20 protein-coding genes and 1 pseudogene are annotated in these 22,548 nt (G+C 49.0%); 13 read left to right on the forward strand and 8 right to left on the reverse strand.

The annotated features are described in order from the left end of the window. Nucleotides 1–57 precede the first annotated feature (57 nt). The 7 genes and pseudogenes from essC to ACQ76X_RS23275 all read left to right on the forward strand — a co-directional run bounded on the left by essC (nt 58) and on the right by ACQ76X_RS23275 (nt 8,124). Nucleotides 58–4,683 carry a type VII secretion protein EssC gene (gene essC / locus ACQ76X_RS23245; RefSeq protein ID WP_438496128.1) on the forward strand — a complete coding sequence of 1,542 codons (4,626 nt, stop codon included), beginning with the start codon at nt 58–60 and terminating at the stop codon, nt 4,681–4,683. Next, complete coding sequence (locus tag ACQ76X_RS23250; RefSeq protein WP_438496129.1) at nt 4,676–4,927, forward strand: methyltransferase; 252 nt, start codon at nt 4,676–4,678, stop codon at nt 4,925–4,927. Before essC ends, ACQ76X_RS23250 begins: the two co-directional genes overlap by 8 nt. Before the next feature lie 36 nt (nt 4,928–4,963). Continuing rightward, the gene (locus ACQ76X_RS23255) at nt 4,964–5,263 is read left to right on the forward strand and encodes a WXG100 family type VII secretion target (RefSeq protein ID WP_038584741.1); all 300 of its coding nucleotides are present in this window, start codon (nt 4,964–4,966) and stop codon (nt 5,261–5,263) included. Nucleotides 5,264–5,280: 17 nt separating this feature from the next. Further along, nucleotides 5,281–5,583: a pore-forming ESAT-6 family protein gene (locus ACQ76X_RS23260; protein WP_038584744.1), complete on the forward strand. Its 303-nt coding sequence runs from the start codon at nt 5,281–5,283 to the stop codon at nt 5,581–5,583. A gap of 74 nt (nt 5,584–5,657) precedes the next feature. After that, nucleotides 5,658–6,404: pseudogene (locus tag ACQ76X_RS23265) on the forward strand (serine/threonine protein kinase); the annotation flags it as partial. A gap of 108 nt (nt 6,405–6,512) precedes the next feature. Next, nucleotides 6,513–7,301: a vWA domain-containing protein gene (locus ACQ76X_RS23270; protein WP_438496169.1), complete on the forward strand. Its 789-nt coding sequence runs from the start codon at nt 6,513–6,515 to the stop codon at nt 7,299–7,301. Between the two features lie 16 nt (nt 7,302–7,317). Further along, nucleotides 7,318–8,124, forward strand: coding sequence for a hypothetical protein (locus ACQ76X_RS23275; protein WP_438496130.1), 807 nt, complete (start codon nt 7,318–7,320; stop codon nt 8,122–8,124). A 114-nt stretch (nt 8,125–8,238) separates the two neighbouring features. On the opposite strand, the gene ACQ76X_RS23280 is transcribed toward ACQ76X_RS23275, so the two are convergent. The 3 genes from ACQ76X_RS23280 to ACQ76X_RS23290 all read right to left on the reverse strand — a co-directional run bounded on the left by ACQ76X_RS23280 (nt 8,239) and on the right by ACQ76X_RS23290 (nt 10,929). Continuing rightward, the gene (locus tag ACQ76X_RS23280; RefSeq protein WP_438496170.1) at nt 8,239–8,640 is read right to left on the reverse strand and encodes a CHRD domain-containing protein; all 402 of its coding nucleotides are present in this window, start codon (nt 8,638–8,640) and stop codon (nt 8,239–8,241) included. 148 nt (nt 8,641–8,788) lie between these two features. After that, complete coding sequence (locus ACQ76X_RS23285; protein ID WP_438496131.1) at nt 8,789–9,619, reverse strand: TIGR03915 family putative DNA repair protein; 831 nt, start codon at nt 9,617–9,619, stop codon at nt 8,789–8,791. Beyond that, the gene (locus tag ACQ76X_RS23290; RefSeq protein WP_438496171.1) at nt 9,619–10,929 is read right to left on the reverse strand and encodes a putative DNA modification/repair radical SAM protein; all 1,311 of its coding nucleotides are present in this window, start codon (nt 10,927–10,929) and stop codon (nt 9,619–9,621) included. Before ACQ76X_RS23290 ends, ACQ76X_RS23285 begins: the two co-directional genes overlap by 1 nt. A gap of 229 nt (nt 10,930–11,158) precedes the next feature. Between ACQ76X_RS23290 and ACQ76X_RS23295 the strand changes: the two genes are divergently transcribed. The 5 genes from ACQ76X_RS23295 (at nt 11,159) to ACQ76X_RS23315 (ending at nt 15,522) form a co-directional block, all read left to right on the forward strand. Beyond that, nucleotides 11,159–11,608, forward strand: coding sequence for a LytTR family DNA-binding domain-containing protein (locus ACQ76X_RS23295; protein WP_438496132.1), 450 nt, complete (start codon nt 11,159–11,161; stop codon nt 11,606–11,608). Further along, entirely contained in the window at nt 11,601–12,011 is a 411-nt protein-coding gene (locus ACQ76X_RS23300; RefSeq protein WP_379145861.1) for a hypothetical protein, read from the forward strand. Before ACQ76X_RS23295 ends, ACQ76X_RS23300 begins: the two co-directional genes overlap by 8 nt. A gap of 187 nt (nt 12,012–12,198) precedes the next feature. Next, nucleotides 12,199–12,390 carry a hypothetical protein gene (locus ACQ76X_RS23305; protein WP_341089187.1) on the forward strand — a complete coding sequence of 64 codons (192 nt, stop codon included), beginning with the start codon at nt 12,199–12,201 and terminating at the stop codon, nt 12,388–12,390. Between the two features lie 205 nt (nt 12,391–12,595). Beyond that, on the forward strand, nt 12,596–15,382 hold the full coding sequence (locus ACQ76X_RS23310) for a glycoside hydrolase family 3 C-terminal domain-containing protein (protein ID WP_438496133.1): 2,787 nt from the start codon (nt 12,596–12,598) through the stop codon (nt 15,380–15,382). A gap of 11 nt (nt 15,383–15,393) precedes the next feature. Further along, nucleotides 15,394–15,522, forward strand: a complete 129-nt coding sequence (locus tag ACQ76X_RS23315; protein ID WP_438496134.1) for a hypothetical protein — start codon at nt 15,394–15,396, stop codon at nt 15,520–15,522. Nucleotides 15,523–15,761: 239 nt separating this feature from the next. Here ACQ76X_RS23315 and ACQ76X_RS23320 read toward each other — a convergent pair whose 3' ends face one another. From ACQ76X_RS23320 to ACQ76X_RS23335, 4 genes are all read right to left on the reverse strand, one after another. Continuing rightward, nucleotides 15,762–18,443 (reverse strand): ABC transporter permease, encoded by a 2,682-nt coding sequence (locus tag ACQ76X_RS23320; protein WP_438496135.1) that lies wholly within the window; start codon nt 18,441–18,443, stop codon nt 15,762–15,764. Continuing rightward, nucleotides 18,440–19,123, reverse strand: coding sequence for an ABC transporter ATP-binding protein (locus ACQ76X_RS23325; RefSeq protein ID WP_438496136.1), 684 nt, complete (start codon nt 19,121–19,123; stop codon nt 18,440–18,442). Before ACQ76X_RS23325 ends, ACQ76X_RS23320 begins: the two co-directional genes overlap by 4 nt. Nucleotides 19,124–19,189: 66 nt before the next feature. After that, nucleotides 19,190–20,380 (reverse strand): sensor histidine kinase, encoded by a 1,191-nt coding sequence (locus tag ACQ76X_RS23330; RefSeq protein ID WP_438496137.1) that lies wholly within the window; start codon nt 20,378–20,380, stop codon nt 19,190–19,192. After that, nucleotides 20,373–21,056, reverse strand: a complete 684-nt coding sequence (locus ACQ76X_RS23335; protein WP_438496138.1) for a response regulator transcription factor — start codon at nt 21,054–21,056, stop codon at nt 20,373–20,375. The genes ACQ76X_RS23330 and ACQ76X_RS23335 overlap by 8 nt, the downstream gene beginning before the upstream one ends. Before the next feature lie 166 nt (nt 21,057–21,222). Between ACQ76X_RS23335 and ACQ76X_RS23340 the strand changes: the two genes are divergently transcribed. Further along, a complete protein-coding gene (locus tag ACQ76X_RS23340; RefSeq protein ID WP_438496139.1) occupies nt 21,223–21,819 on the forward strand; it encodes a lysozyme inhibitor LprI family protein in 597 nt (198 codons plus the stop codon). A gap of 160 nt (nt 21,820–21,979) precedes the next feature. Here the strand turns inward: ACQ76X_RS23340 and ACQ76X_RS23345 are convergent, their stop codons facing one another. After that, nucleotides 21,980–22,405: an LSm family protein gene (locus ACQ76X_RS23345; RefSeq protein ID WP_342437948.1), complete on the reverse strand. Its 426-nt coding sequence runs from the start codon at nt 22,403–22,405 to the stop codon at nt 21,980–21,982. Between the last annotated feature and the right edge of the window lie 143 nt (nt 22,406–22,548).

Here is a 22,548-nt window from a genome sequence, read left to right on the forward strand (position 1 = left end):
CCTGCAGGAAGTTAGTGCCGGCTATTTGGTGGGTTTGAATAGGGGGTGAAGATACGTATGCAGCTATCACTGCTTAAAGACACGGTCATCTATACTTGTGTTCTTCCCGAGAAACAGAAGGGACAATACTGGATCACCCAGAGAAATGAACAGAATTATGAGGAGAACGTTATCAGCATTGAAGGCATTGAGGGGAAATGGATTCTAAAGTCCAATAAACAGGCCGTTATTCTGGACAGCAACAAGTCCACCATTAAGGAAATTGCCATAGAACCCATGAACATGTACTCTATTCATCTCATCCGAACGAATGAGTATGTAGTGCTCTTCTCCGAGCCTGTCTCCCGTGACAGGAACACCTTTAAGAAGCTGAAGTTTCAGGCAAACAGCAGAATAACGATTGGACGGGCAGAGAATTGTAATCTGCATTATGCCAATAAGTATACCTCATCCCTTCATGCTGAACTATTGATCAACGGCTCTACCCTGACGATTCAAGACCAGAGCAGCGCAAACGGAACGTTTGTGAACGGGAAACGGGTCACTAACAAGGTGCTGAAGCTAGGAGATGTCGTCTATATTATCGGTCTCAAAATTATTATTGGCCCCGATTTTATCGCCGTGAACAATCCGGACGGTCAGCTTAAAATCAAAGGAGCTGCGTTTCAGCCGTATGTTAAGCAGGTAGCAGCTGTGGTTGAGGAGGAGGAGCTGGAGGAGATCGCTGTCTCCCCTGAATTCTTCTACCGTTCTCCACGGTTTAAGCGGGATATTCAGCAGGCGGAATTTGTAATTGATCCTCCACCTTCACTCGGCAATATGGAACAATTGCCACTTATGCTGATGCTGGGTCCGTCCATCACCATGGGGATGGCCTCACTTTTCACAGGGTTGTTTGCCCTCCAGAATGCACTGAGTTCCGGGGGCAATGTCAGAACCGCAATGCCTACTCTTGTAATGTCTATGAGCATGCTGCTGGGTACAATATTATGGCCTATCTTGGCCAGAAGACATGAGAGCAAGCGGAGAAGCCGGCGCAATCAGGAGAGAAATGTGAAATACAAGGCATATTTGGAAGAGCTCCGGCAAAAAATTGCGGATGAGTGTGCCTATCAAAGCGATATTTTACATGAGAATCTAGTGACTGTAGAAGATTGTGTTGGCCGCATAGAACAAAAGAAGCGTAATTTATGGGAGCGAACCCGCAGACATAATGACTTTTTATCGCTTAGACTGGGACTGGGAACCGTTAACCTGCAGGCAGAAATTAAGCATCCTGAAATAAGATTCAGCTTGGATGAAGATGAATTGCGGAAGGAATTAGAAGAGTTCATCAAAGAACCGAAGCTCCTGAAAAATGTGCCGTTGCCGCTGTTATTGACAGAGGATTGGATAGCGGGAATTATCGGCACCAGGGAAGCCGCCGTTATGCTTACGAAACAGCTGATCCTGCAGCTTACCGCACTTCACAGCTATGATGAACTAAAGCTCGTCTTTCTCTATGATACAAAAGAACAAGATACTTGGGGATTTGTGAAATGGCTGCCGCATGTATGGAATGAAGAGGGCAGTTTGCGATTTGTCGCAACGGAGCTAAATGAAGTGAAGGAACTGTCTACCTATTTGGAAAAAGAGCTGTCCGCCCGGGAAATGCTCTCATCTGATGAAGAAATACGGGAGTTGTCGCCGTATTACGTCATTATAGCTGCGGACAAGCAACTGGCGGGCAAAGCTGAAATAATCAACGGAATATTAAAGCAGAAAAAGAACCTTGGATTCAGTATTTTGCATCTTTATGATCAGCTCATGCATCTTCCCAAAGAGTGCTCCATGGTGATTGAGTGCGATGGTGAAGATTCTAATATTTTTGACAAAGATAATCTTTCCGGCAAAGCTGTATCTTTCCGCCCTGATCCTTATGAGATCCGTAACGAGCTTGCGCTTGCTGTCCGTCTGGCTAACATCAAGCTAGACACATCAGGATCTAAATATAATTTGCCTGATATGTTAACCTTCCTTGATATGTTTGGCGTCGGAAAGATAGAGCATCTTAACGCCTTAACCCGTTGGAAGGATAACGATCCGGTATTGTCACTGGGAACTCCCATTGGTGTGGATACCACAGGAGCCTTATTTCAACTGGATCTGCATGAAAAATTCCATGGTCCACATGGATTGATTGCCGGAATGACAGGCTCGGGTAAAAGTGAATTCATCATGACCTTTATATTATCACTGGCAGTGAATTATCATCCTCATGAAGTAGCCTTTATCCTTATCGATTATAAGGGTGGCGGGATGGCAAGCGCATTCTCTAGCCTTCCTCATCTTGCAGGAACGATTACCAATTTGGACGGTGCTGCGGTAAAGCGTTCGCTGATTTCAATCCAAAGCGAGCTGAAACGGCGCCAGTCCATATTTCAGGATATTCATAGCCGGCTTGGTCTTAGCAACATTGATATCTATAAATACCAAAGGCTTTACCGGGAAGGGCAGGTATCCGAACCGCTTCAGCATTTGTTTATCATTTCTGACGAATTTGCCGAACTTAAAACCCAGCAGCCGGAGTTTATGGACCAGCTGGTAAGTGCTGCGCGGATCGGGCGAAGTCTGGGCATCCATTTGATTCTAGCCACACAGAAGCCTGCGGGAGTCGTAGACGACCAAATTTGGAGCAATAGCAAATTCCGAATTTCATTGAAGGTCCAGGAGCGGGCCGACAGTATGGATGTAATCAAAAGACCGGATGCCGCCGAATTGTCCGTTACTGGCAGATTTTATGTGCAGGTAGGCTTTAACGAGCTGTTTGAACTAGGGCAATCTGCATGGGCCGGCGCACCGTATGAGCCATCGGACCGGATGGAACGTACACCGGATCAGAACCTCACGATAATTGATACGCTGGGCCGTATTGTAAAGCAAACAGCTGTGAATAAACGAAAAATCAGACAGGCCAATCCGGAGAAGCAGATTAGCAAGATTAATGAGTATCTCTCCAACATTGCTATTGAAGAAGGCATCAAGATCCGGCCGCTGTGGCTGGAGCCGATTCCTGCTGTGATTTATCTGCATGAATTGAAGAAGAAGTACCCTAACTCTCCTTCATTTTATGGTGAGATTAATCCTGTAATCGGCGAGGTCGATGATCCGGTGAACCAGAGGCAGCTGCCCATGACCTTTCCGCTCTCCCGGGACGGCAATGCAATCGTGTATGGTACGGCCGGAAGTGGCAAAACAGTCTTTCTGACGACACTCATCTTCTCCTTGATAGAGCAGTATACACCCGAAGAAATCAATATATATATTCTGGACTTCGGTTCGGAAACGCTGGGAGCCTTCTCAGAAGCACCGCATGTGGGTGATGTAGTCTTCTCTCACGACAGTGAAAGGGTTAATAAACTCTTCCAGATGCTTCAGCAAAAAATAGAACAAAGAAAGAAAATATTCTCACCGTATGGGGGTGACTTCGGTTCTTATAATCGCGTATCTGCGGAACAGGAGCCTTCTATATTAGTCATCATTCATAACTATTCTGTATTTACTGAGCTTTTTGAAGGCAAGGAAGAGATGATCTCGCTGCTTAGCAGAGAAGGCCTGAAGTATGGGATTTATTTTATGCTGACTGCACTTAATACGGGAGCTGTACGGTACAAAACCTTGCAGAATTTCAAGCAGCTCTACGTGCTCCAGCTGAATGATCCATCCGATTATTCCGGTGTGCTCGGCAATGTGGGGGGCGTGTACCCTTCCAAATTGAAGGGCAGGGGCATCTTCAAGAAAGATAACGTCTATGAATTTCAGCTGGCCCATATTCAGGCAAATGGCAATAATCTGCTGAATGAATTGCGAAGCAGCTGCAGCAGCTATGCGAAGCAATGGACGGGAACTCCTGCTGAACAGATCCCGATATTGCCGGACAAGGTGGATCTTGCCTTCCTCAAGAAAGATATTCATCGCTGGAAGGACGGATTGATTCCTGTAGGGGTGGAGAAAGACAGCCTAAAGGTCTCCTATATGGAACTCAGCCAAAGCTATATTCAGTTGGTAGCTTCCCGCGATCATGATATGACTACTTTCATGCAGGGCCTGGTCGAGGTGCTCTCCGAGCAAGGCTCTTCTGATTCGGAGCTGTTGGTGCTAGATGCCAATAGACAGTTTACGGAAGACTTTCAGAGGAAGTACCGCTATATCAATGACCATAGCGATGCTGCCGAGGGGGCAGTTATTGAATTGTTCAATATGCTGGTGCTGCGGAATAACGCCTTTAAGGATGCACTTGCTGCAGGCCAGCCGGTTCCTGTATTCAATAAACTGACGGTAATTGTGCTGTCGGTATCGGCCTTGCTGTCCAGGCTCTCCGTAGATGCCAAGGATAAGTGGAAAGTTCTGCTTGAGAAAGGGAGCGCCGCCTATCAGGTTCATTTTATATTGGCTGAACGGGCTGCTAATATCGCGACATTCTCCTATGAAGCTTGGTTTAAAGAGCATGTGGCTGGAGGTGAGGGTATATGGATTGGAGACGGTTTTACCGATCAGTACCACATGAAGCCGGCCAGATTCAGCCAAGAGATGTACCGCGAGATTGGGGACGACTTCGGGTACGTGGTACATCGCGGGAAGGCTGTTCTGGTGAAACTTCTGTCTGCCAGTGCGCTCGTGGAGGAGGAGGTCCCCGTTGGATAAGATCATTATTGAGCTCTATATTCCGGCAATCAGCCAGATACACGATGTAATCATTCCTTTGGATCTTCGTCTGCACGAGATCGAAGGCTTGCTGGCAGCTGCAATCATGGAGCTGTCGGGAGGGGTCTATATCAGATCAGAAGATACCGTCATTTGCGATAAAGAGACCGCTACAGTGCTTGATATTAACCTATCGGCAAGGGAGCTGGGATTAAGTAACGGCTCCATGCTGATGTTAATATAAATTTTATGTTTTTTTAATCAGAAAGGAGTAGAAATAATGTCGAAAATTACTGTGGATCCTGCACGGCTGGAATCAGCAGCACAGAAGATGGATGGTCAAGCGTCTGAGTACGCCACGCAATACAAGAAGTTATTCACAGAGGTAAACGCGATGGGTGCCGCTTGGAAAGGGGCCGACAATACGGCATATGTTACCCAGATTCAAGGCTTTGAGGAGGATTTTAAGAACATGTATGATCTGCTCCTTAAATACTCCGAATTTCTAAAACTGAGCGCCAAGATGTACCGGGATACACAAAGTGAAATTATCAATTCTGCTAAGAAATTAACCAATTAAAGAAGGGGGCTGCATGTATGTCAACGGAAGGAATTCAAATTTCTCTACCTGAGGTAGCGAATACTGCCGGAACGATCCGATCCATTAATGAAAATCTCAGCGCCAGACTGGACGAAATTAAAATGGAGATGAACGCACTTGCCTCCACCTGGCAAAGTGATGCAAGCAATACCATTCGTGAGAAATTTAAAGGAATGGAACCCCGCTTTGAGGAGTATAAGAACGTCATTATTTCCTATGCTACTTTCTTGGATACAACAGTAAAAGGATATGAAGATACGGAAAACGCGATAAAAAACAATGCGAGCCAATTCAAATAACAGCTTCTGAAGGAAGGGTAATGGACTATGTCCGTTGCCCTTATTAGCACTGAACCAGGGATAGGAGAAGGAATATGTTGACATACGGAGAGATTCTTGGTGGGAGATATCTGGTAGAAGAGCTTATTGCCAGAGGTGGCATGGGTGCTGTATACCGGGTACGGGATACCAGATTGAATCGTAAGGTTTGGGCGGTTAAGGAAATCAATATCGATTCTGAAACCGATGGCAGCAGCTTTTTGGAAGAAATACGGATTCTCAGCAATCTGTCCCACCCGTACATTCTGAAGATAGCGGATTATTTTGAGCCGGATGCTGAAGGAAGAAGTTATCTGGTGATGGAATATGTGAACGGGCACACGATTGAAGAGATGTATGGGGATAACAAGACGCCGATAACAGTGCAGCGCGCGCTTAAATATGCCGTGCAGCTGTGCGAGATTCTGAATTACTTACATGAACAGCCTAAACCGGTGATTTTTCGTGACCTAAAGCCTTCAAATATTATGGTGGATGAATACGACAATTTGAAGCTGATCGACTTCGGAATTGCAAGGACCTTCAAGAAGGGGCAGTTAAAGGATACGGTAGCATTAGGTACAATGGTGTTTGCAGCCCCGGAGCAATTGGAAAATGGGCAGACGGATTTCCGGACCGACTTGTATTCACTGGGTGCCACGCTTTACTTCCTGCTCACGGGTGGAAAATATTATTCTTCCGTTCACGCTACCTTTGCACTCATTTCTCCTGAGGTTCCATTGGAATATGTGAAGCTGATTAAAAAATTACTTGTAACGCACCCGGATCAAAGGATTCAAAGTGCGCGCGAAGTGAAAAAACAATTAGAAAACATCTCTAAATTAATGATCGATAAAACACCGATCGTTGAACCGACGGTTATGATCAATAATCAGGATGGAGCTTCACCAATGACTGGAGATTTAACCGGGGGATTAGCCCCCAGGGAAAAATATTCAGTTCAGGCTACGCAAAGCACTCCGGCATTGATTATTTATCTAATTGATGTTAGTGCTTCAATGGGGTTGGAAATGAATAATGTCAGAAGAATAGATTTAGTGAAAAAAGCATTGGTTTCTACCATAAAGCAAATGGTCTACCGCTCCACTAAGGGGAGCCGGATTGCAGCACGTTATCGGATCGCTATTCTTCCTTACAGTGACGAGGTGGACGACTTGCTGGGAGGCATCAAGGCGATCGATCAAATTGCCAGGACGGCGACGCTGCCAGAGCTTACACCCATGCGATTTACGGATACAGCACTTGCGTTTCAAAGAGCTGAGGAATTGCTTCTGGAACAGTTGCCCCTTATGCAGAAGTGTCCGGCTCCATTGATTTGCCACATGACTGACGGCGTGCATACCGGAGAGGATCCCGAACCGGTGGCCAAACGGATCATGGAGATGAGTGTGCCTGATGGGAATGTGCTTATTGAGAACATTTTTATAAATGATCATTTTCTCGAAGAGCCTGTTAACGACCCACGGAACTGGAAGGGGATTCTGCCCGGAATGAATCTGAAGGATGACTATGCGCTTAAACTCAGAAACATGTCTTCTGCACTTCCGGAAAGCTACCGTAAGATGATGACTGAATTCTCTTATACTCTGCAGAGCGGAGCTCTGATGATGCTGCCTGGCAGCAGTCCCGAAATGGTGTCTTTAGGCTTCCAGATATCTGCGTCTACTCCGATACGATAGGACAGTGATGCTAGAGATGAGATTATTTCAGATTGACCAACGATTGGAATATCCTCTGTCGTCACTGCAAGAAGGACCGTTTTCCATACGCTGCACCTATGCCCGTTCCAGAGAGACACGGCAGGGAGATGATATGGGACAGGACTATATAACCTATAAAATAACGGATGACAGCATCCTGTTCTGTGTATGTGATGGGGTCAGCCAGTCCTTTTACGGAAATTTAGCGGCAAAATACCTAGGGGATTCTCTGCTGCAATTCATGTCTGAATCCGATTGTTTTAATTCTGCGGATAGCGAAGTTGTAAAGTACAAGTTATCTTCAGGCTTGCAGCAGATGACCGCCCCGGCTACAAATATGATCAACCATTATGAACTCCCTTCGCATATTGGCGGCCTCTTCCGTGAAGTACTGGAGGAGAAACGCTTGAAGGGCAGCGAGACTACATTTGTATGCGGGAAGATTAGCTACACGGCTGACAGCAACAAGGGTCAGATCACCGCAGCCTGGCTGGGAGATACAGCTATTCGTCTTTTCGATCATGGCACTGAGATTCCAGGCTTAGTAAGCGGGTTTTCCCAATGGAACCGTTGGTCGACTTGTCATGGTGTTATGGGAGAGGGACCTTCTATTCTGACTATGGATCTTGCAAAAGGTTCCGTTGGACCGAATTGTATACAAATATTCACGGACGGACTAATAGGGTACAGGAATTGGAAAAGGTATCCGGAAAACGCGGAACTTCGACAGATGATTGAAACGTCGTATAACCATGTTGCCAGTGATGATGTTTCTTTTTTGGAAATTCGCTGGGATGGATAATTCGTTATCTTAACCATGCTCTCTATACATACAGCAAAAGGGGATGCCTTAAGCAGCCATTTTATGGCTTTTAGGACATCCCCTGTTTGCATGTGGAAAGCGAGCCGGTTCGATTTACGAAATAACTTGGCCGCGGATTTCCCCATTTGGATTTTGTATCGTGTGTACATTGACATAAGCATTGCCTCTTTCAAATTCACGGACTAGATCGCGGATCTTCTTTCCATTAAGAGGACCGACTAAATCATTGGGAGTCAGAGTCCCTCGAATAACTCCCCGCTGTACTGAAATTCCAAATTTCGAAGGGCCGAATAGAAAGGCCACTACAGGACCGTTTTCACCTCTTCGCCCAAGATGAATATGAGCTTGTGTTACCCGGTTTATATTTCGGATGACAAGTCTAAATAATAATTTATCGCCGGCACGGTTAAGCCGAAAAACAGCATTTCCTGTAGAGATTGTCCTTACAGGAGGCACCTCGTTTCTTCCTTTTAAGATAGCCCTAAACGTTTGGATATTCCTCACCCCTCTTCAGTTGATACGGTATTTTATTCCTTGTGGAAGAAGGGGATTGTTCATCCGTCCAGGGTTGGATGGATATTCCGGCATTAAATAGGGGTTTTCTAGGGGTACATCAAAATGTCTGCTCAATTACCAATCCAGATCATGGGTTCAGTAGCTCTCCATTCTTTATTCGCTGTGGAGCCTTCTCCCGTAACGCTCGGGTGGCCGGTACAGCCGCATTGCCCCCGTCCATTTCCGTAAGATGCTTCCAGTAGCGCTTGGGCATCAGGGAGGAACGCAGCCGGTCGTTGCGGCGCTCCTGAATACCGATGGCAGTATAGAATTTCTTCCACAGGCGGCGATAGGCTTCTTCAGCCGTATCCGGCTCCGGGGGTATCCATTCCTGCAGTGGAATAATGGCTTCTTGCCCGGGCTGATGGATCAGCGCCATCCTATGGGTCTTGTCATAGATCATGAAGCTTTCGCCCTGAAACCGGTCGCAGAAATGCTCCTGAATGACAGGGAGCACGTAGTTGCGGGGTTCAATCACCGCCGCCATGACCGGACCGTAAACAGAAAACCGTACAAAACCGAGAAAAAGATGCCCTTCCCGCCGCAGATGCTGTACCGCCTTCTGCAAGGCGTTCACGGTATCATCGGCAAGCATGTCCATAACCTTGCGGCCATGCGTGAAGCCGAGATACAGAAAATTCAGCAGCAGCAGTTCCTTGTCTGGCGTACATGTCCAGAATCCTAAACGGACAAGTTCTTCGGCCTCAGGACAGATGCGCAGAGGTATGGAGCGCAGCACGCGGTCTGCTTTGGCGTTGTCGGTCTCAATCCATTTGGATTCCAGCAGCAGGCCTTGCCCTTCACCCTCCGAATGTATGGTAAGCGGGGTTTCTTTCCATTGGTAGCTCTCGAACACGCAGCATAGCAGGCCCTCAAAGCTGCCGTCATAGGTATAGGCCAGAGCGGCCGTCTTGAACATCAGGAGGATTCTCCTTTCCTCAGTCCTGCCGCTCCCGCTGCAGGCAAGGCTGCCAAATACGTGTCATCGAACAGGGAAAGCTGCTCGTACTGCGGCTGTAGAAACGGGGACAGCTCTTGGCCGGACATGAGTGAACGAAGCAGGGTATGCTCGCCGACTTTTAACCCCTCCAGCATTTTCCCCCTACAGGTAATGAAAAATTGAGCGCGCTTCAGCACGACACCGAGCTTCTTCAGCGCGTAAAAGTCCAATGTTCCCACCCGGCGGGCTTTTACAATCCGCTGAGCACTTCTTACGCCGATGCCCGGTACACGCAACAGCGTTTCGTACGGCACACGGTTGATTTCGACCGGGAACTGCTCACGGTGATTGATGGCCCAGCTGCATTTAGGATCAAGCAGCGGATTGAAATTGGGCGACGCTTCATCCAGCAGCTCCTTGGCCTGAAAGCCATAGAAGCGCAGCAGCCAGTCAGCCTGATAGAGCCGGTGTTCCCGCAGCAGCGGCGGTTTGGTGTCCAGGGAAGGCAGCAGCGAATGCTCTACCACGGGGGTGTAGGCAGAGTAAAAGATACGCTTCAGTCCATACTTCCGGTACAATCCTTCCGTGAGGTTCAGAATCTGGTAATCGGTATCCGGCGTTGCGCCCACAATCATCTGCGTACTCTGCCCGGCAGGCGAGAAGCGGGGAGCATGATTATATTTGACAATATCCGAGCTGTTCTCGGTAATCTTCTCTTTAATGAGACCCATCGGCTTCAGAATGGACTGTTTACTCTTATCCGGAGCAAGCCGGCCGAGACTTTCCTTGGAGGGCAGCTCAATATTGACGCTCATCCGGTCGGCAAGCAGGCCAAGCCTGGACAGCAGCACCTCATCTGTACCGGGAATCGCCTTCACATGAATATAGCCCCCGAATTTATGGACGTTCCGCAGCAGGTGGAGGGCTGCAATCAGTTGTTCGGTAGTATAATCGGGGTTACGCATAATACCGGAGCTGAGAAACAGGCCTTCAATGTAATTGCGGCGGTAGAACTGCATGGTGAGGTCCGCAATTTCCTCCGGCGTAAATGCAGCCCGGCGCGTCTGATTCGATTTGCGGTTGACACAATACGCGCAATCATAAACACAGCTGTTCGTCATGAGCACCTTTAGCAGCGAAATGCAGCGGCCGTCCGCCGCAAAGCTGTGGCAGATGCCCATACTGACGGCATTGCCCATGCCTCCGGCCTGACTTTTGCGGTCCGATCCACTTGAGGTACAGGCCACATCGTATTTGGCCGAAGCCGTTAAAATTTCGAGTTTCTCCATGATATCCACGGTCATATCCCCCTCACTTGGAAAAGTATAACCCGAACAAATGTTCTTGTCAAAATCAAATAATACATAAAAATACATACATAAGGGTGTCCTTACGTATCGGTGCATATGCGCCGCAGCGCGCCGTGCAACAAAGCCGCAGGATTTTGCAAGAAAACGCAATACTATAGTTTTAGCAAGGTTTTGCTTATAAGATTAGTTGTGAAAGGAGGGCGCAGCATTGAACATTATATTTGAAGCTGATTCAGCATTAGACCGGGGTGTCGCCAAAGTAAGTACCCATCCTGCGGAAAAGGAACATTGGGGGAATATCAAAGAGGCTATTCATAACGCAGAGAAAAAGCTTGTAGTGATCAACGCGAAAAATGACCGCCATGTTCAAATCGGGTGGAGTACGGTTGCTGTAATTGAAGCGGAAGACCGCATGTGCAGCGTACGTGTAATTACCGGAGAAAGGTATTTGCTCAATAAACGGTTGAAGGTTGTCGACGAAAGTCTGGATTCAGCCCTTTTTATGAAAATCAATAATCAAACCATCATCAATACGGGCTATATTAAAGAGTTTTCATCCACAGACAACGCAAGGATTCAAGTGGTGCTCACGGATCATTCCAGTTATTTTGTCAGCCGCTATTACATTAAACAATTCAGGGGGAGATATCATGATTAGCCAGTTCAAGCATTCTTTTTTTCAAGTATTTACGGTGACATCCTTATGGGTAACGTTACTGTTAACGTTGTTTTATAGGGATCAACCGATCAGTATGGTATACCTGTGGCATGTTGCGGGGATTGCTGCAATATCGGCCGTATTATTTGGAATTATGTACGATGCCCTATGGAATCATTTCACCTTAAAGCCGTTCTGGAATATTCTGATTTCCTCCATTATTACGATAGCCGGCGGAATGCTGATTGTCTGGTTATTTTCACAAGATATGTTTCACGTTATTCTGCCCTGGTGGCCCGGAATGCTGTTATTGTCGGTTGTAATGCACACCATAGCTTTTTATTTCTACGCTAGAATAGACAGCCGAAAAAGAGTGGAAGAGCTGAACAAGATACTTAAGTAGGCTGCAGCGGGGCGAGGGGCTAAAAGTGTTATTCCCAAGGAATCAGTTACTCCTGGCTCTGCAATCTGGCCAAAATGTATGCGCATTCCTACTTATGCTATAATAGCATCTAATAGTAGATTAGATTGTTGGTTTAGGCTGCGTGGGTTTGCCGATTTGTGAAAATTAGGTCAGGGGTGTTGCAGGGATGAGAGGATATAACATTTGGCGTCCGTTGATGCTGATATTGGTTGCGCTGCTTACGAGAAGTGTGGTTACGAACCTATGCCTTTTGTTTGGCATGGACAATGATTCAGCAACTAGCGTCGGCATGATCGGCGCGATTATAGCTGCGTTTGTGATGTATAACCGGATGACGAAACAACGGCGTAAAAAATAAAAATCAGGCCGCCAGGGACTGCGTCCCTTCGTGCTTTTCCTAAACACCCGCTCCAGGAGTGGGTGTTTAGGAATGTCTGGGTGGATGAACAAGCCGAATATTCACAATATTAACAGATGAAACTTTGCTTTTATAGAAGCTGAGCTTGTATATTAATATTAAGTTGTTGAAATAAGTATAGAGATGATAATAGGGAGAGAATACATTGAGCACACAAAGTTTTGGAGTTCCATTAGAAGGGTTTGCTGAATTCAGCAGAGTCGTCGCCGCAGAAGGTGCAGTGCTGTTAAAGAATGAAGGACAAGTTCTTCCGCTTCAGGCAAGTGACAACGTTGCCATTTTCGGCAGAACCCAGGTGAATTATTATCGCAGCGGAACCGGTTCAGGTGGCAGTGTCCATGTTTCGCATACAACCAATCTGCTGGATGGTCTTCGAAGTAAACAGAACATTTCCATTAACCAGCCATTGGCAGCTGCATATGAAACGTGGATTGAGAGCAACCCGTTTGATAATGGCGGCGGGGGCTGGGCTGCAGAGCCGTGGCACCAGAAAGAAATGCCTTTAACCGATGAACTGGTGTCAGAGGCAAGAGCTAAGTCCAATAAAGCAATCGTAGTGATCGGACGTACGGCCGGTGAAGACCAGGATAATGCCGACGAACCGGGAAGCTACAAGTTAAATGATGAAGAAAAAGCGATGTTGAAGCAGGTGACGGCCTATTTTGAGCAAACCGTCGTTGTGCTGAATGTCTCCAATATTATCGATATGAGCTGGTTGAACGATGAAGGTTATGCGCACCCCATCCCTTGTGTGATTTATGCTTGGCAGGGCGGTATGGAGGGCGGCAATGCGATTGCCGACGTGCTGGCCGGAGAAGTGACACCCAGCGGTAAATTAACCGATACGATTGCTTATTCCATCGAGGATTATCCCTCGACCCGCAATTACGGCAATGAATTCAAGAACTTTTATCAGGAAGATATTTATGTGGGCTATCGTTATTTTGAGACGTTTTGCCCGGAGCGGGTTCAATTTGAATTTGGATACGGTCTATCGTATACCCAGTTTGAAGTGAAGCCGGAAGAAGCCAAAGTGATCACCAAGGATGGAGAAGCCTACATTGCTATTGAACTAACTGTATCCAATACGGGAACTGCCTTTGCGGGAAAAGAGGTCGTTCAGGTCTATTATGAAGCGCCGCAAGGCAAGCTGGGCCAGCCGGCCAAAGCTTTGGCTGCCTTCGAGAAGACCCAACTTCTCCAGCCGGGTGAATCGCAGCGTCTGACTGTAAGCTTTCCTGTTCATTTGATGGCTTCCTATGATGACGCCGGAGTGACCGGCCATGCTTCTGCTTATGTGCTGGAAGCCGGGACATACCGCCTTTACGTGGGAACCAGTGTTAAAGCGCTGGCCGAAGTGGGCGTGGAAGGACAGAACGGTTACAGCGTGGAAGCTCTTCAGGTTGTGGAGCAGCTGCAAGAGGCGCTGGCGCCGACGGAGAGCTTTACAAGAATACACCCGGGAGTCCGCAAAGCAGATGGCTCTTATGAACTTACCTATGTAGAGGTGCCGAAACAAAAGGTTTCGATGGCCGATCGCATTCAGAGCAATCTCCCTGAAACCTTGGCGCAAACCGGCAATCAAGGATATAAATTAAGAGATGTCCATGAAGGCAAAGTCAGCATGGAGGCTTTCATCGCCCAGCTTAGCGACCAGGATCTGGCGGCGATTGTCAGAGGCGAAGGCATGAGCAGTCCGCTCGTTACACCGGGTACGGCTTCGGCTTTCGGTGGGGTAAGCGATCAGCTGTTCAGTTATGGAATTCCGGTTGGCTGTACCGCAGACGGCCCGTCGGGCATTCGCATGGACAGCGGGCAGAAGGCGACACAGGTTGCCATTGGAACCTTGCTGGCTGCAACCTGGAATGCTGAATTGGTTGAAGAGCTGTATGTCATGGAAGGCCGGGAGCTGTTAAGCAACAGTGTAGATGCCTTGCTGGGACCGGGCCTGAATATCCGCCGCAGTCCATTGAACGGACGCAATTTTGAGTATTTTTCGGAAGATCCGCTGATTTCGGGGATTTTTGCAGCAGCCTGCACCCGCGGGATTATGAAAGGCGGCTCCAACGCCACACTGAAGCACTTCGCCTGCAACAATCAGGAGAAATACCGCAGTAAGGTGGATGCGATTGTGTCCGAACGGGCGCTCCGCGAGATTTATCTGAAAGGTTTTGAAATCGCGGTAAAACAGGGTGGAGCCAATTCGATTATGACCTCCTATAATCCGGTGAACGGGCATTGGGCGGCATCCAACTATGATTTGAATACTACGGTTCTTCGCGGAGAATGGGGCTTCAAGGGCATCGTGATGACCGACTGGTGGGCGATCATGAACGATGTCGTGGATGGAGGTCCTGCGGACCGGAGGAACACGAACTGGATGGTCCGTGCACAAAATGACTTGTATATGGTTGTCAGCAACTATGGTGCAGAAACCAATGTATGGGGAGACAACACGATTGAATCCCTGAACAATGGCACCCTGACCCGTGGAGAGCTGCAGCGCAGCGCTATCAATATTTGTGAATTCCTGATGCAGGCACCGGTGTTCTCCAGAGAACAAGTGATTGCAGAAACGGTTGATGCCTTCAAGGCGAATCCGGCTCTTGCCGCTGGGCAAGCCCAAACCGTAGCTGACAATGCAGTGGTCCAAACGGCTGCAACCGGATCGACCTTCATAAAAGTTGATCAAGCAGGCGTATACCGGATCTTTGCAAGCGTCATGTCTCCGGATACAGAGCTGGCCCAGAGTGCAACCAATATGACTCTAAACGATCAAGTGGTGACGACTATTCAAACCAATGGAACGGACGGCAGATGGATCACGCTGAAGCTCGTGAAGATTGAGCTGGAAGCAGGCCTCTATGAAATGAAGTTTGATTTTGTCAAACCAGGTATGCAGATTAACGCGATCGAATTCAAACAAGTGTAATGAAGACGGCCTTGGAGTTTGGCAACACCTGGAAGCGGATCGATCATGCTAAATCTGTCGGTGACTGGAGCGCCTATTCCAGTGACAAAGATATCTACGTTGTGAAGAAGGATGGCGCCGGACTTAAGAAGCTAAATTAGAAGCACTCTATGAACTGAATAACCGCAAACTAGTAAAAGACACCTCCAGGGGTGTCTTTTTACTTACTCCATATTCTCGGCAAGGCTTTTAGGCAGACTGACACCAAGGCTATTCCCCATCCGGCCTATCTTTCGGGAGTAACGTTTTGTTGCATCTTTCTCCTGATTTATCTTGATCGCCCCATTCATTCAGATAAAGAACACAACATAAAAGGTCTCAAATAGGGTGTGTTTTCCGATTACAAGTTCTCATCTTTGATGGCATCAATCACATTCTCCTGCCGTATCTTTGCGCCGGTGATTTGGTAGGCCAGTCCTACACTGCCTGCGGCAAGGATAAAGCAGCCTGCTAATTGAAGCCAAGGGATCCCTGCCAGAAAGTCCTTCCACGTAGCGGCAATTGCGTTATGAAGCATAATACCGCAGACGCCTGCCAATATCGGTATAGACAGCAGGGAGGGTAACAATCCAAAGTATAGTCCTTCCAGTCGCAGCATACGTTTCATACCCCGGGGAGACAAACCCATACTGCGAAGGATCGCGAACTCGCGTCTTCGGGCTGAAAGGTTGCCGGATACGGTGGAAAAAGCGCCTGTGATGCCTATACAGCCGAGCAGGATGGCAAAGCCGCCGACCAGCAGCTCGATGGAACGGATGGCGTCCCGGTTGCTTTCCTCCCGGCTGAGCAGGGTGGTAATGCTCCAATCCTCCGGTGGCAGGTACTGGTTCAGGATCTCACCGGCCTGCTGCCGGGCTACAGCCAGCTGTTCCCGGGGAATGTTCATTTTGTAGGTAATGCTCTGGTAATCCAGCGCCCGCTCCATGCTGAGTTTCTGAACAATAGCCTCATAAGTGTCCATCGGCACGATCACCACCAGATCCAAGGGATAGTAATGCTGGTCGAGCGCCGGATATTGGCCGGTGACGGCACCGATTGCAAGCTTATACTGCCCACCCGTATGCGGCTGGTCAGAGAAATGATCTTCTTCTATAATCATTGAATCGCCGGCGGCAAGCTGAAGATACTCCGTTTCCGGGATGTTGTACTTTTCGATAAAAGAGGGAATATTGCCACTGGTCCGGTTAACTACGATAGCCTTGGACTGAGCCTGATCAGCAAACAGGGCTGCGTCTACCCCAATCTGGGCGCAGTAAGCGGCAAAGGAGGCGCTATCCAGTCCTTTCAGCTCCAGAAAAATTTGCGGCTGCCCATCCTCTTGCAGCAGATCGGTAGGGAAGCTGCCGCCGGAATCACCGAGATAGTAGCTGTCCTGAAATCCACCGGCAGTAGCAAAGGCCGGATGGATTCGCTGCTTATCCCATTTAAGGGAGTGTTCAGCCTCCCGGTACACCACCTGCTGCTGAACACCGGACAAGCCGGACAGCTGCTTCATCATAGCCGGATCGGGCTGCTCCACGGTGGTCATGGACAGTTCCAAAGTGTATTGTTTCTGGGCCAGCGCCAGCTTCTGGTCGGCCATCCAGATGACCGCGAAGCTTTGAAAGCCTACGAGCAGCGTAATGAACAGCGTGAGCGAGATTATCGTCGTGCGATAGGCTTTTTTGTTGGCTGCAAATGCGCTGAATGCAAGCCCTCCCTCAGCACTTAGTCTGTTATGTATCCAGCGGTATTCCCGTAGCTTCCCCGCCTTCCTTGTAGCCGGGACATTTCGGATGGCTTCTATCGGCAGCAGCTTGGCCAGCTTCCGGGCAGGCGTCCATGCGGACAATAATACGGTGGCAAAGCTTGCTGCCCCTGCTATGCATACGATGGGCCAAGAGAATGCAATGCGCAAATGGTTGTTTGCAGAATCGGCTAACAGGGCGTCGATCGCTTTGATAATAACGGCCATTCCGGCATAACCAAGCAGCAGTCCCAGGGGGATGGCGATGAAGGCCGGTCCCAAGGCTTCATATAATACAATGCGGCGAATTTGCTTCGGTGTTGCACCAACGCTTTTGAGAATACCCAGTTGCCTGATTTGGCTTGCTGTTGTAGCTGTAAAGGCATTGTAGATCAATATGGTGAAGAGGAGCATCACCAGCCCCATCGTTAGGAGGGCGGAGAGTGCATAGCCGGAAGAAAGAGTGATTCCGCTATGCCCGCCTGGTCCCTTGAGTCCGTATAAGGCGAGAAGTGGTGTATTGTAAGTAATGGCGTAGTTTCCGGAAGCATTCGGCTTCTGGCCAATGTTCCCGGCCAGCTGCGGAGCCGTTTTATAAGCATCAGAGATGTTACGTAGCCGCACGGAGACGTTAAACAGCTCTTTCGGTGAAGCCGTCTGCATATCCGCGAAGCCATAGGCAGAGTAGCAGGGATAAGAAGATACGGAGGATTCATTGATCGTTCCCGTAATGATGAAGGCTTGTTCACCAGCAGGCTGAAAGGTTTCACCTTGGAGCCGTGGGGCATAGTCCGCCACCTGCCTTCCATCCAGCATACGTTGCCCTATGGGAAGCTGAAGGCTGTCTCCTATTTGGTATTGGGGATTCTCGGCAAAAAATAATTTGGATACGATGATCTCGCCCTTATTCTTTGGGATCCTGCCTTCCAGTAGTCTTCCTGTACGCGGGCTGTTCTCCCAAGCGGCATCGCTCAGCTGTACCAGATTCAGATAAGGCCGCTTTGTCCCCTCCAGCTGTAGCGACTGGTGCTGCGATTCCAGATAGACCTCATCCACCTGCGGATGGAGCTGAATATATTTCAGCTGTTCTGCCGGAACCGGTTCTCCTAAACGGGCATGCCAATTACCGCGGTCCTTGACGGTCGTATCCACCTCGTTAAGCCACTGGGAATAAAGTAGAAAACCAGAGGCGCAGAGTAAGGTGGCAGCGATCAGAATGGCCGTGAAGATGAACATTGTGCTGCGCTTGTTCGCCTTGAGATGGGAGCGGACGTAGTCTCCGATGATAGTATTCATTGCCGGATCACCTCGTCGGAAACAATGCGGCCGTCTTCCAGGGTGATAATGCGGTCTGCTTCCAGCGCAATCTTCTCGTTATGGGTAATGAGCAGAACGGTCTGATTGAATTGCCGATGGGACAATTTCAGCAGCCCGACCGTTTCCTCTGTATTTTTCCTGTCGAGATTCCCGGTCGGTTCGTCCGCCAGTAGAAGAGCAGGTCTGTAAATCAAGGAACGGGCGATAGCCACACGCTGCTGCTGCCCGCCGGACAGCTGGCCCGGCAGGTGGTCGAGCCGTGATTCCAATCCCAGGCTGCGGATAATGTCCTGCAACCGCTGTTCATCCGGCGGTCTTCCATCCAGAAGCATCGGCAGTACAATATTTTTCCGGACACTTAAGGCAGGGATAAGATTATAGAACTGGTAGATCAGCCCGACCTTCCTTCTGCGGAATACCGCTAATTCTTCTTCGTTAAGCTGTGCAATGTTACGGTCCTCAATCATGATCGTACCGCTGGTCGGGCGGTCTACGCCGCCCAGCAGATGCAGCAGAGTGGACTTGCCGGAACCGGAAGCGCCGATAATGGCGACGAATTCGCCTTTTTGTACCGACAGCTGAACCGAGTCAAGGGCCGTAACGAGCGATTGTCCTGAACCGTAGGCTTTCGTCAAGTTCTCACAACGTAATATTTCCATAGGTGGAGCCTCCTTTGTACGGTCCACTCTACCAGCCCACGGTGACATTCCGGTGACGGTGGAAGATTAATGAGTATACCACTTGATGACAAAACGGGCCCCGCCCTCCGGCCGGTTCTCCGCATGGATGCTGCCGTTCTGCCGCTGAATGATGGAATGGGCCAGCGCAAGTCCGATGCCAACGCTATCCTTGCGGGCATTGCTCCCTCTGTAAAAACGTTGGAAGATATGCGGAAGTTCCGCTGCAGGAAATCCCGTCCCGGAATCCTCCACTATAATTTGTGTGTACACGGGATTCTGTGCGTAAGATACAGTGATGCCCCCGCCAGTGGGGGTATGCTCCGAACAGTTCATCAGTACATTAAGTAGTGCCTCCGAGCTCCAATGGTAATCTCCGCAGTAGCTGATGGCGGGGCTGGATTGAAGGGTCAAGGTTTGCCGTCTGCCGTAGAGGATATTCTCCAGAGGTTCAGCGGCGCTCGTCAGCATCGTGTACACATCTACCGGAAGCTGCTGCAGCTCCAGCGTTCCCGCATCCAGCCTGGACAACGTCAGCAAGGAGGATACCAGACGCTCCAGGCGGGTTAGCTGGCTTTGGATTTTCTCCACATACAGGGCGTCTGCGCTGTTCTGCCTGCTGTCAGCCAGTAATTCAGCCATCAAAGAGACAGAAGTCAGCGGTGTCTTGATCTGATGGGCAATATCGGATAGATTGTCGGCGAGCGATTGCCTTTCCAGCACAGCTGTCTCACGGGTATGCCGCAGCTCTACAACAGTCTTATATAATTCGTCTTCCAGGAAAGAGTATTCATCCTCACCAGTCCGGGGCAGAATTTGGTGCTGTCCCTGATTAATGGAGTAGAGATAGGCTGTCAATCCGGCGATTCTTTCCTTTCTTTTGATTTGTAATCGATACTGAACTGCTGCAAACAGCAGAAACAGGAGCATCCACAGGCCCACACTTCCCGCGATGATCAGCAGGCGGTTCTTGTTATTAAAAGTGTGGAGGGTATACCCATAGCGGTGCAGAAGTTCAGTGCCGGTCTGCAAATCGGCGGCATTCCCGTCATGCAGTCCCTGTACTAACGTCTGTTCCAGCTCCGGGTGACGGCTGTAGGATGTCCCGGTGAGCCGCGCCGTTTGGGTGTATTCAGCCTGCGAGACGAGCCGGGATATGCCAATCCCCATAACCAGTCCGGCAAACAAGGTAGCGGCGAAGGCCAGAAGGAGAAACCGGCTGTACCTGCGTCTATTCATCATCCGGCTCCAGGCGGTAGCCGATGCCGCGAATCGTCTTGATGCTGGAGGAAGGGCCTAATTTCTCCCGCAGCCGTTTTATCATCACGGTCAAAGTGTTGTCGTTGACAAAATCCCCGTCCGCATCCCATAATTTCTCAAGCAGCACTCTGCGGGTCAGCGTCTGATTCTTGTTCTGCAGTAGAAGCAGTAGCAGGCGGTATTCACCGGCGGTCACCGGCACCTCTGTTCCGCCGCAGAATACCTGCGTTTTGACCGGATCGAGCAGAAGTGCTCCGCAGGTGAGACGGGCTGAAGCAGGGGCGGCGCTTCCTGTCCGGCGCAGTACGGCCTGGATGCGGGAAAGTACCACACTAAGCTGAAACGGCTTAACGATATAATCATCAGCCCCTATATCCAGACCCTGCACGATATCATGCTCGTCATCCCGTACAGTCAGGAAGATAACCGGAATATCAGACATCTGTTTGACGTAAGAGCAGAACTCATAGCCGTTGCCGTCAGGAAGATTCCAGTCCAGCAGGATCAGATCATGGGGGCTGGCGGTCAGCATAGCTTTGGCGGTACTGACCCGATCGGCATGTTGAATACCAAAACCCTTTTGCAGCAGGAACACTTTAAGTCCAAAGGCAATAGTCTCGTCATCTTCAACGATCAGAATTTGTTGTTGTCTCATGTTTCTAGTATATCTATTTTAGTTTTTGGAAGGAAAGTATATCTTTAACTATACCTGCGATGATTACAATGCTGCCGATGCAGTTAATATATAGAAAGAAGCTCCTGTTAAAAGGTAAGCCAAACCACACGATATATACTATAAACCGATGATAGGGTGAGGACGAATGAGAAAAACAATGATATTGACTCTATTGACCTGCAGTTTAGTATTTGCCGGTTGCAGCAATAATGCAGACAGCAAGGTGAATTCGGCAGAGCCGGATCAGACTGCGCAGCAAACAGCAACAGCGTCAGCACCGACAACAACGCCAGAAGCAACCCCGGCAACAACCCCGGAAGCCACACCGGAGGAAACGTCGCCGGAAACGTCGCCTGCAATCGGGCAGGAGCCTGCCGCCGGATCGATGAAGCAGGACTACTTGCAGAAGCTGGATAAGATTGAAGAGGGGCTTACGGATTTGCAGGCTTTATCTGATGAAGGGACAACGGCGTCGATGATCGAGGCTGCGGACAAGGAGTACGGACGGTGGGATGCGGCTCTAAATGAGATTTACCAGGTGCTCAAGCAGCAGCTCCCGAAAGATGAAATGGCCAAATTAAAAGAAAAACAATTAAACTGGATCACAGAAAGAGATGAAACGGCAGCAAAGGCAGCGGCAGAATTTGAAGGCGGAACGATGGAGCCGCTGGAATATGCGGCGACCCAGTCAGAGGTCACGAAGGAAAGATGCTATGAGCTGGTTGAGCTATATATGAAGTGAACAGGATACATCGCAAAAAAGACACCTTCGAGGTGTCTTTTTAAAATATAGAATTTATATGCTTCACGCTATAAATCATCCTTCTATTTCTCGCAGAAACGGATGTCGTTCTTTGTTGAAGAAGGCAAAGCTGGTTCTTCTTTGTTCAGCCCCTAAGCTGCTAAACCCCACTGCCGCCCCCCATTAATCCCTTAAGCCCACTCATAAACGGTCTGATTGTCTTAATCATGCCGTAGCCCATCTTCATCACCGGCATAGCTTTCTGAATCATTCCGAAGAAGCGGAGTCCGCCGCCCATCAGTCCGCCCAGTCCCCCAAGCCCCCCGCCCAGTCCGGCAGCGCCGGCACCCGAGCCTCCGAGCAAGGATCCGAGCATCGGCAGAAATGCTGAGGTTGTGGCCTTTTGCGAACGGGAGGTGGAAGCTCTACGTGGTTTATGGTTGCTGCGCTGTTTGGAGAGGATCAGCGCCCCCTGATCGAGTCCGGTTATCCATCCTACATAGGTACGCCCGTCATGCAGCGTAATGCAGACCTTTCGGCCTTTCAATCGTTTTGCCTGCTTGCGCACTCTTGCTGAATTGCCCATTTGCAGATCACCTCATTGTTCTATTTACTCCTATAGTACACAGAGGATTGGATACGGCTTGTGCTAGTTCCACGAGTATGGCAAAAAAAGTTGAGAAATAACCGCCTAATGAGGTAGTATAGCTATATGATATTTATTTTTAT

Origin of the sequence: Paenibacillus sp. IHBB 3054, from assembly GCF_051594305.1 — a bacterium.
Classification (GTDB): Bacteria; Bacillota; Bacilli; order Paenibacillales; family Paenibacillaceae; genus Paenibacillus_AQ.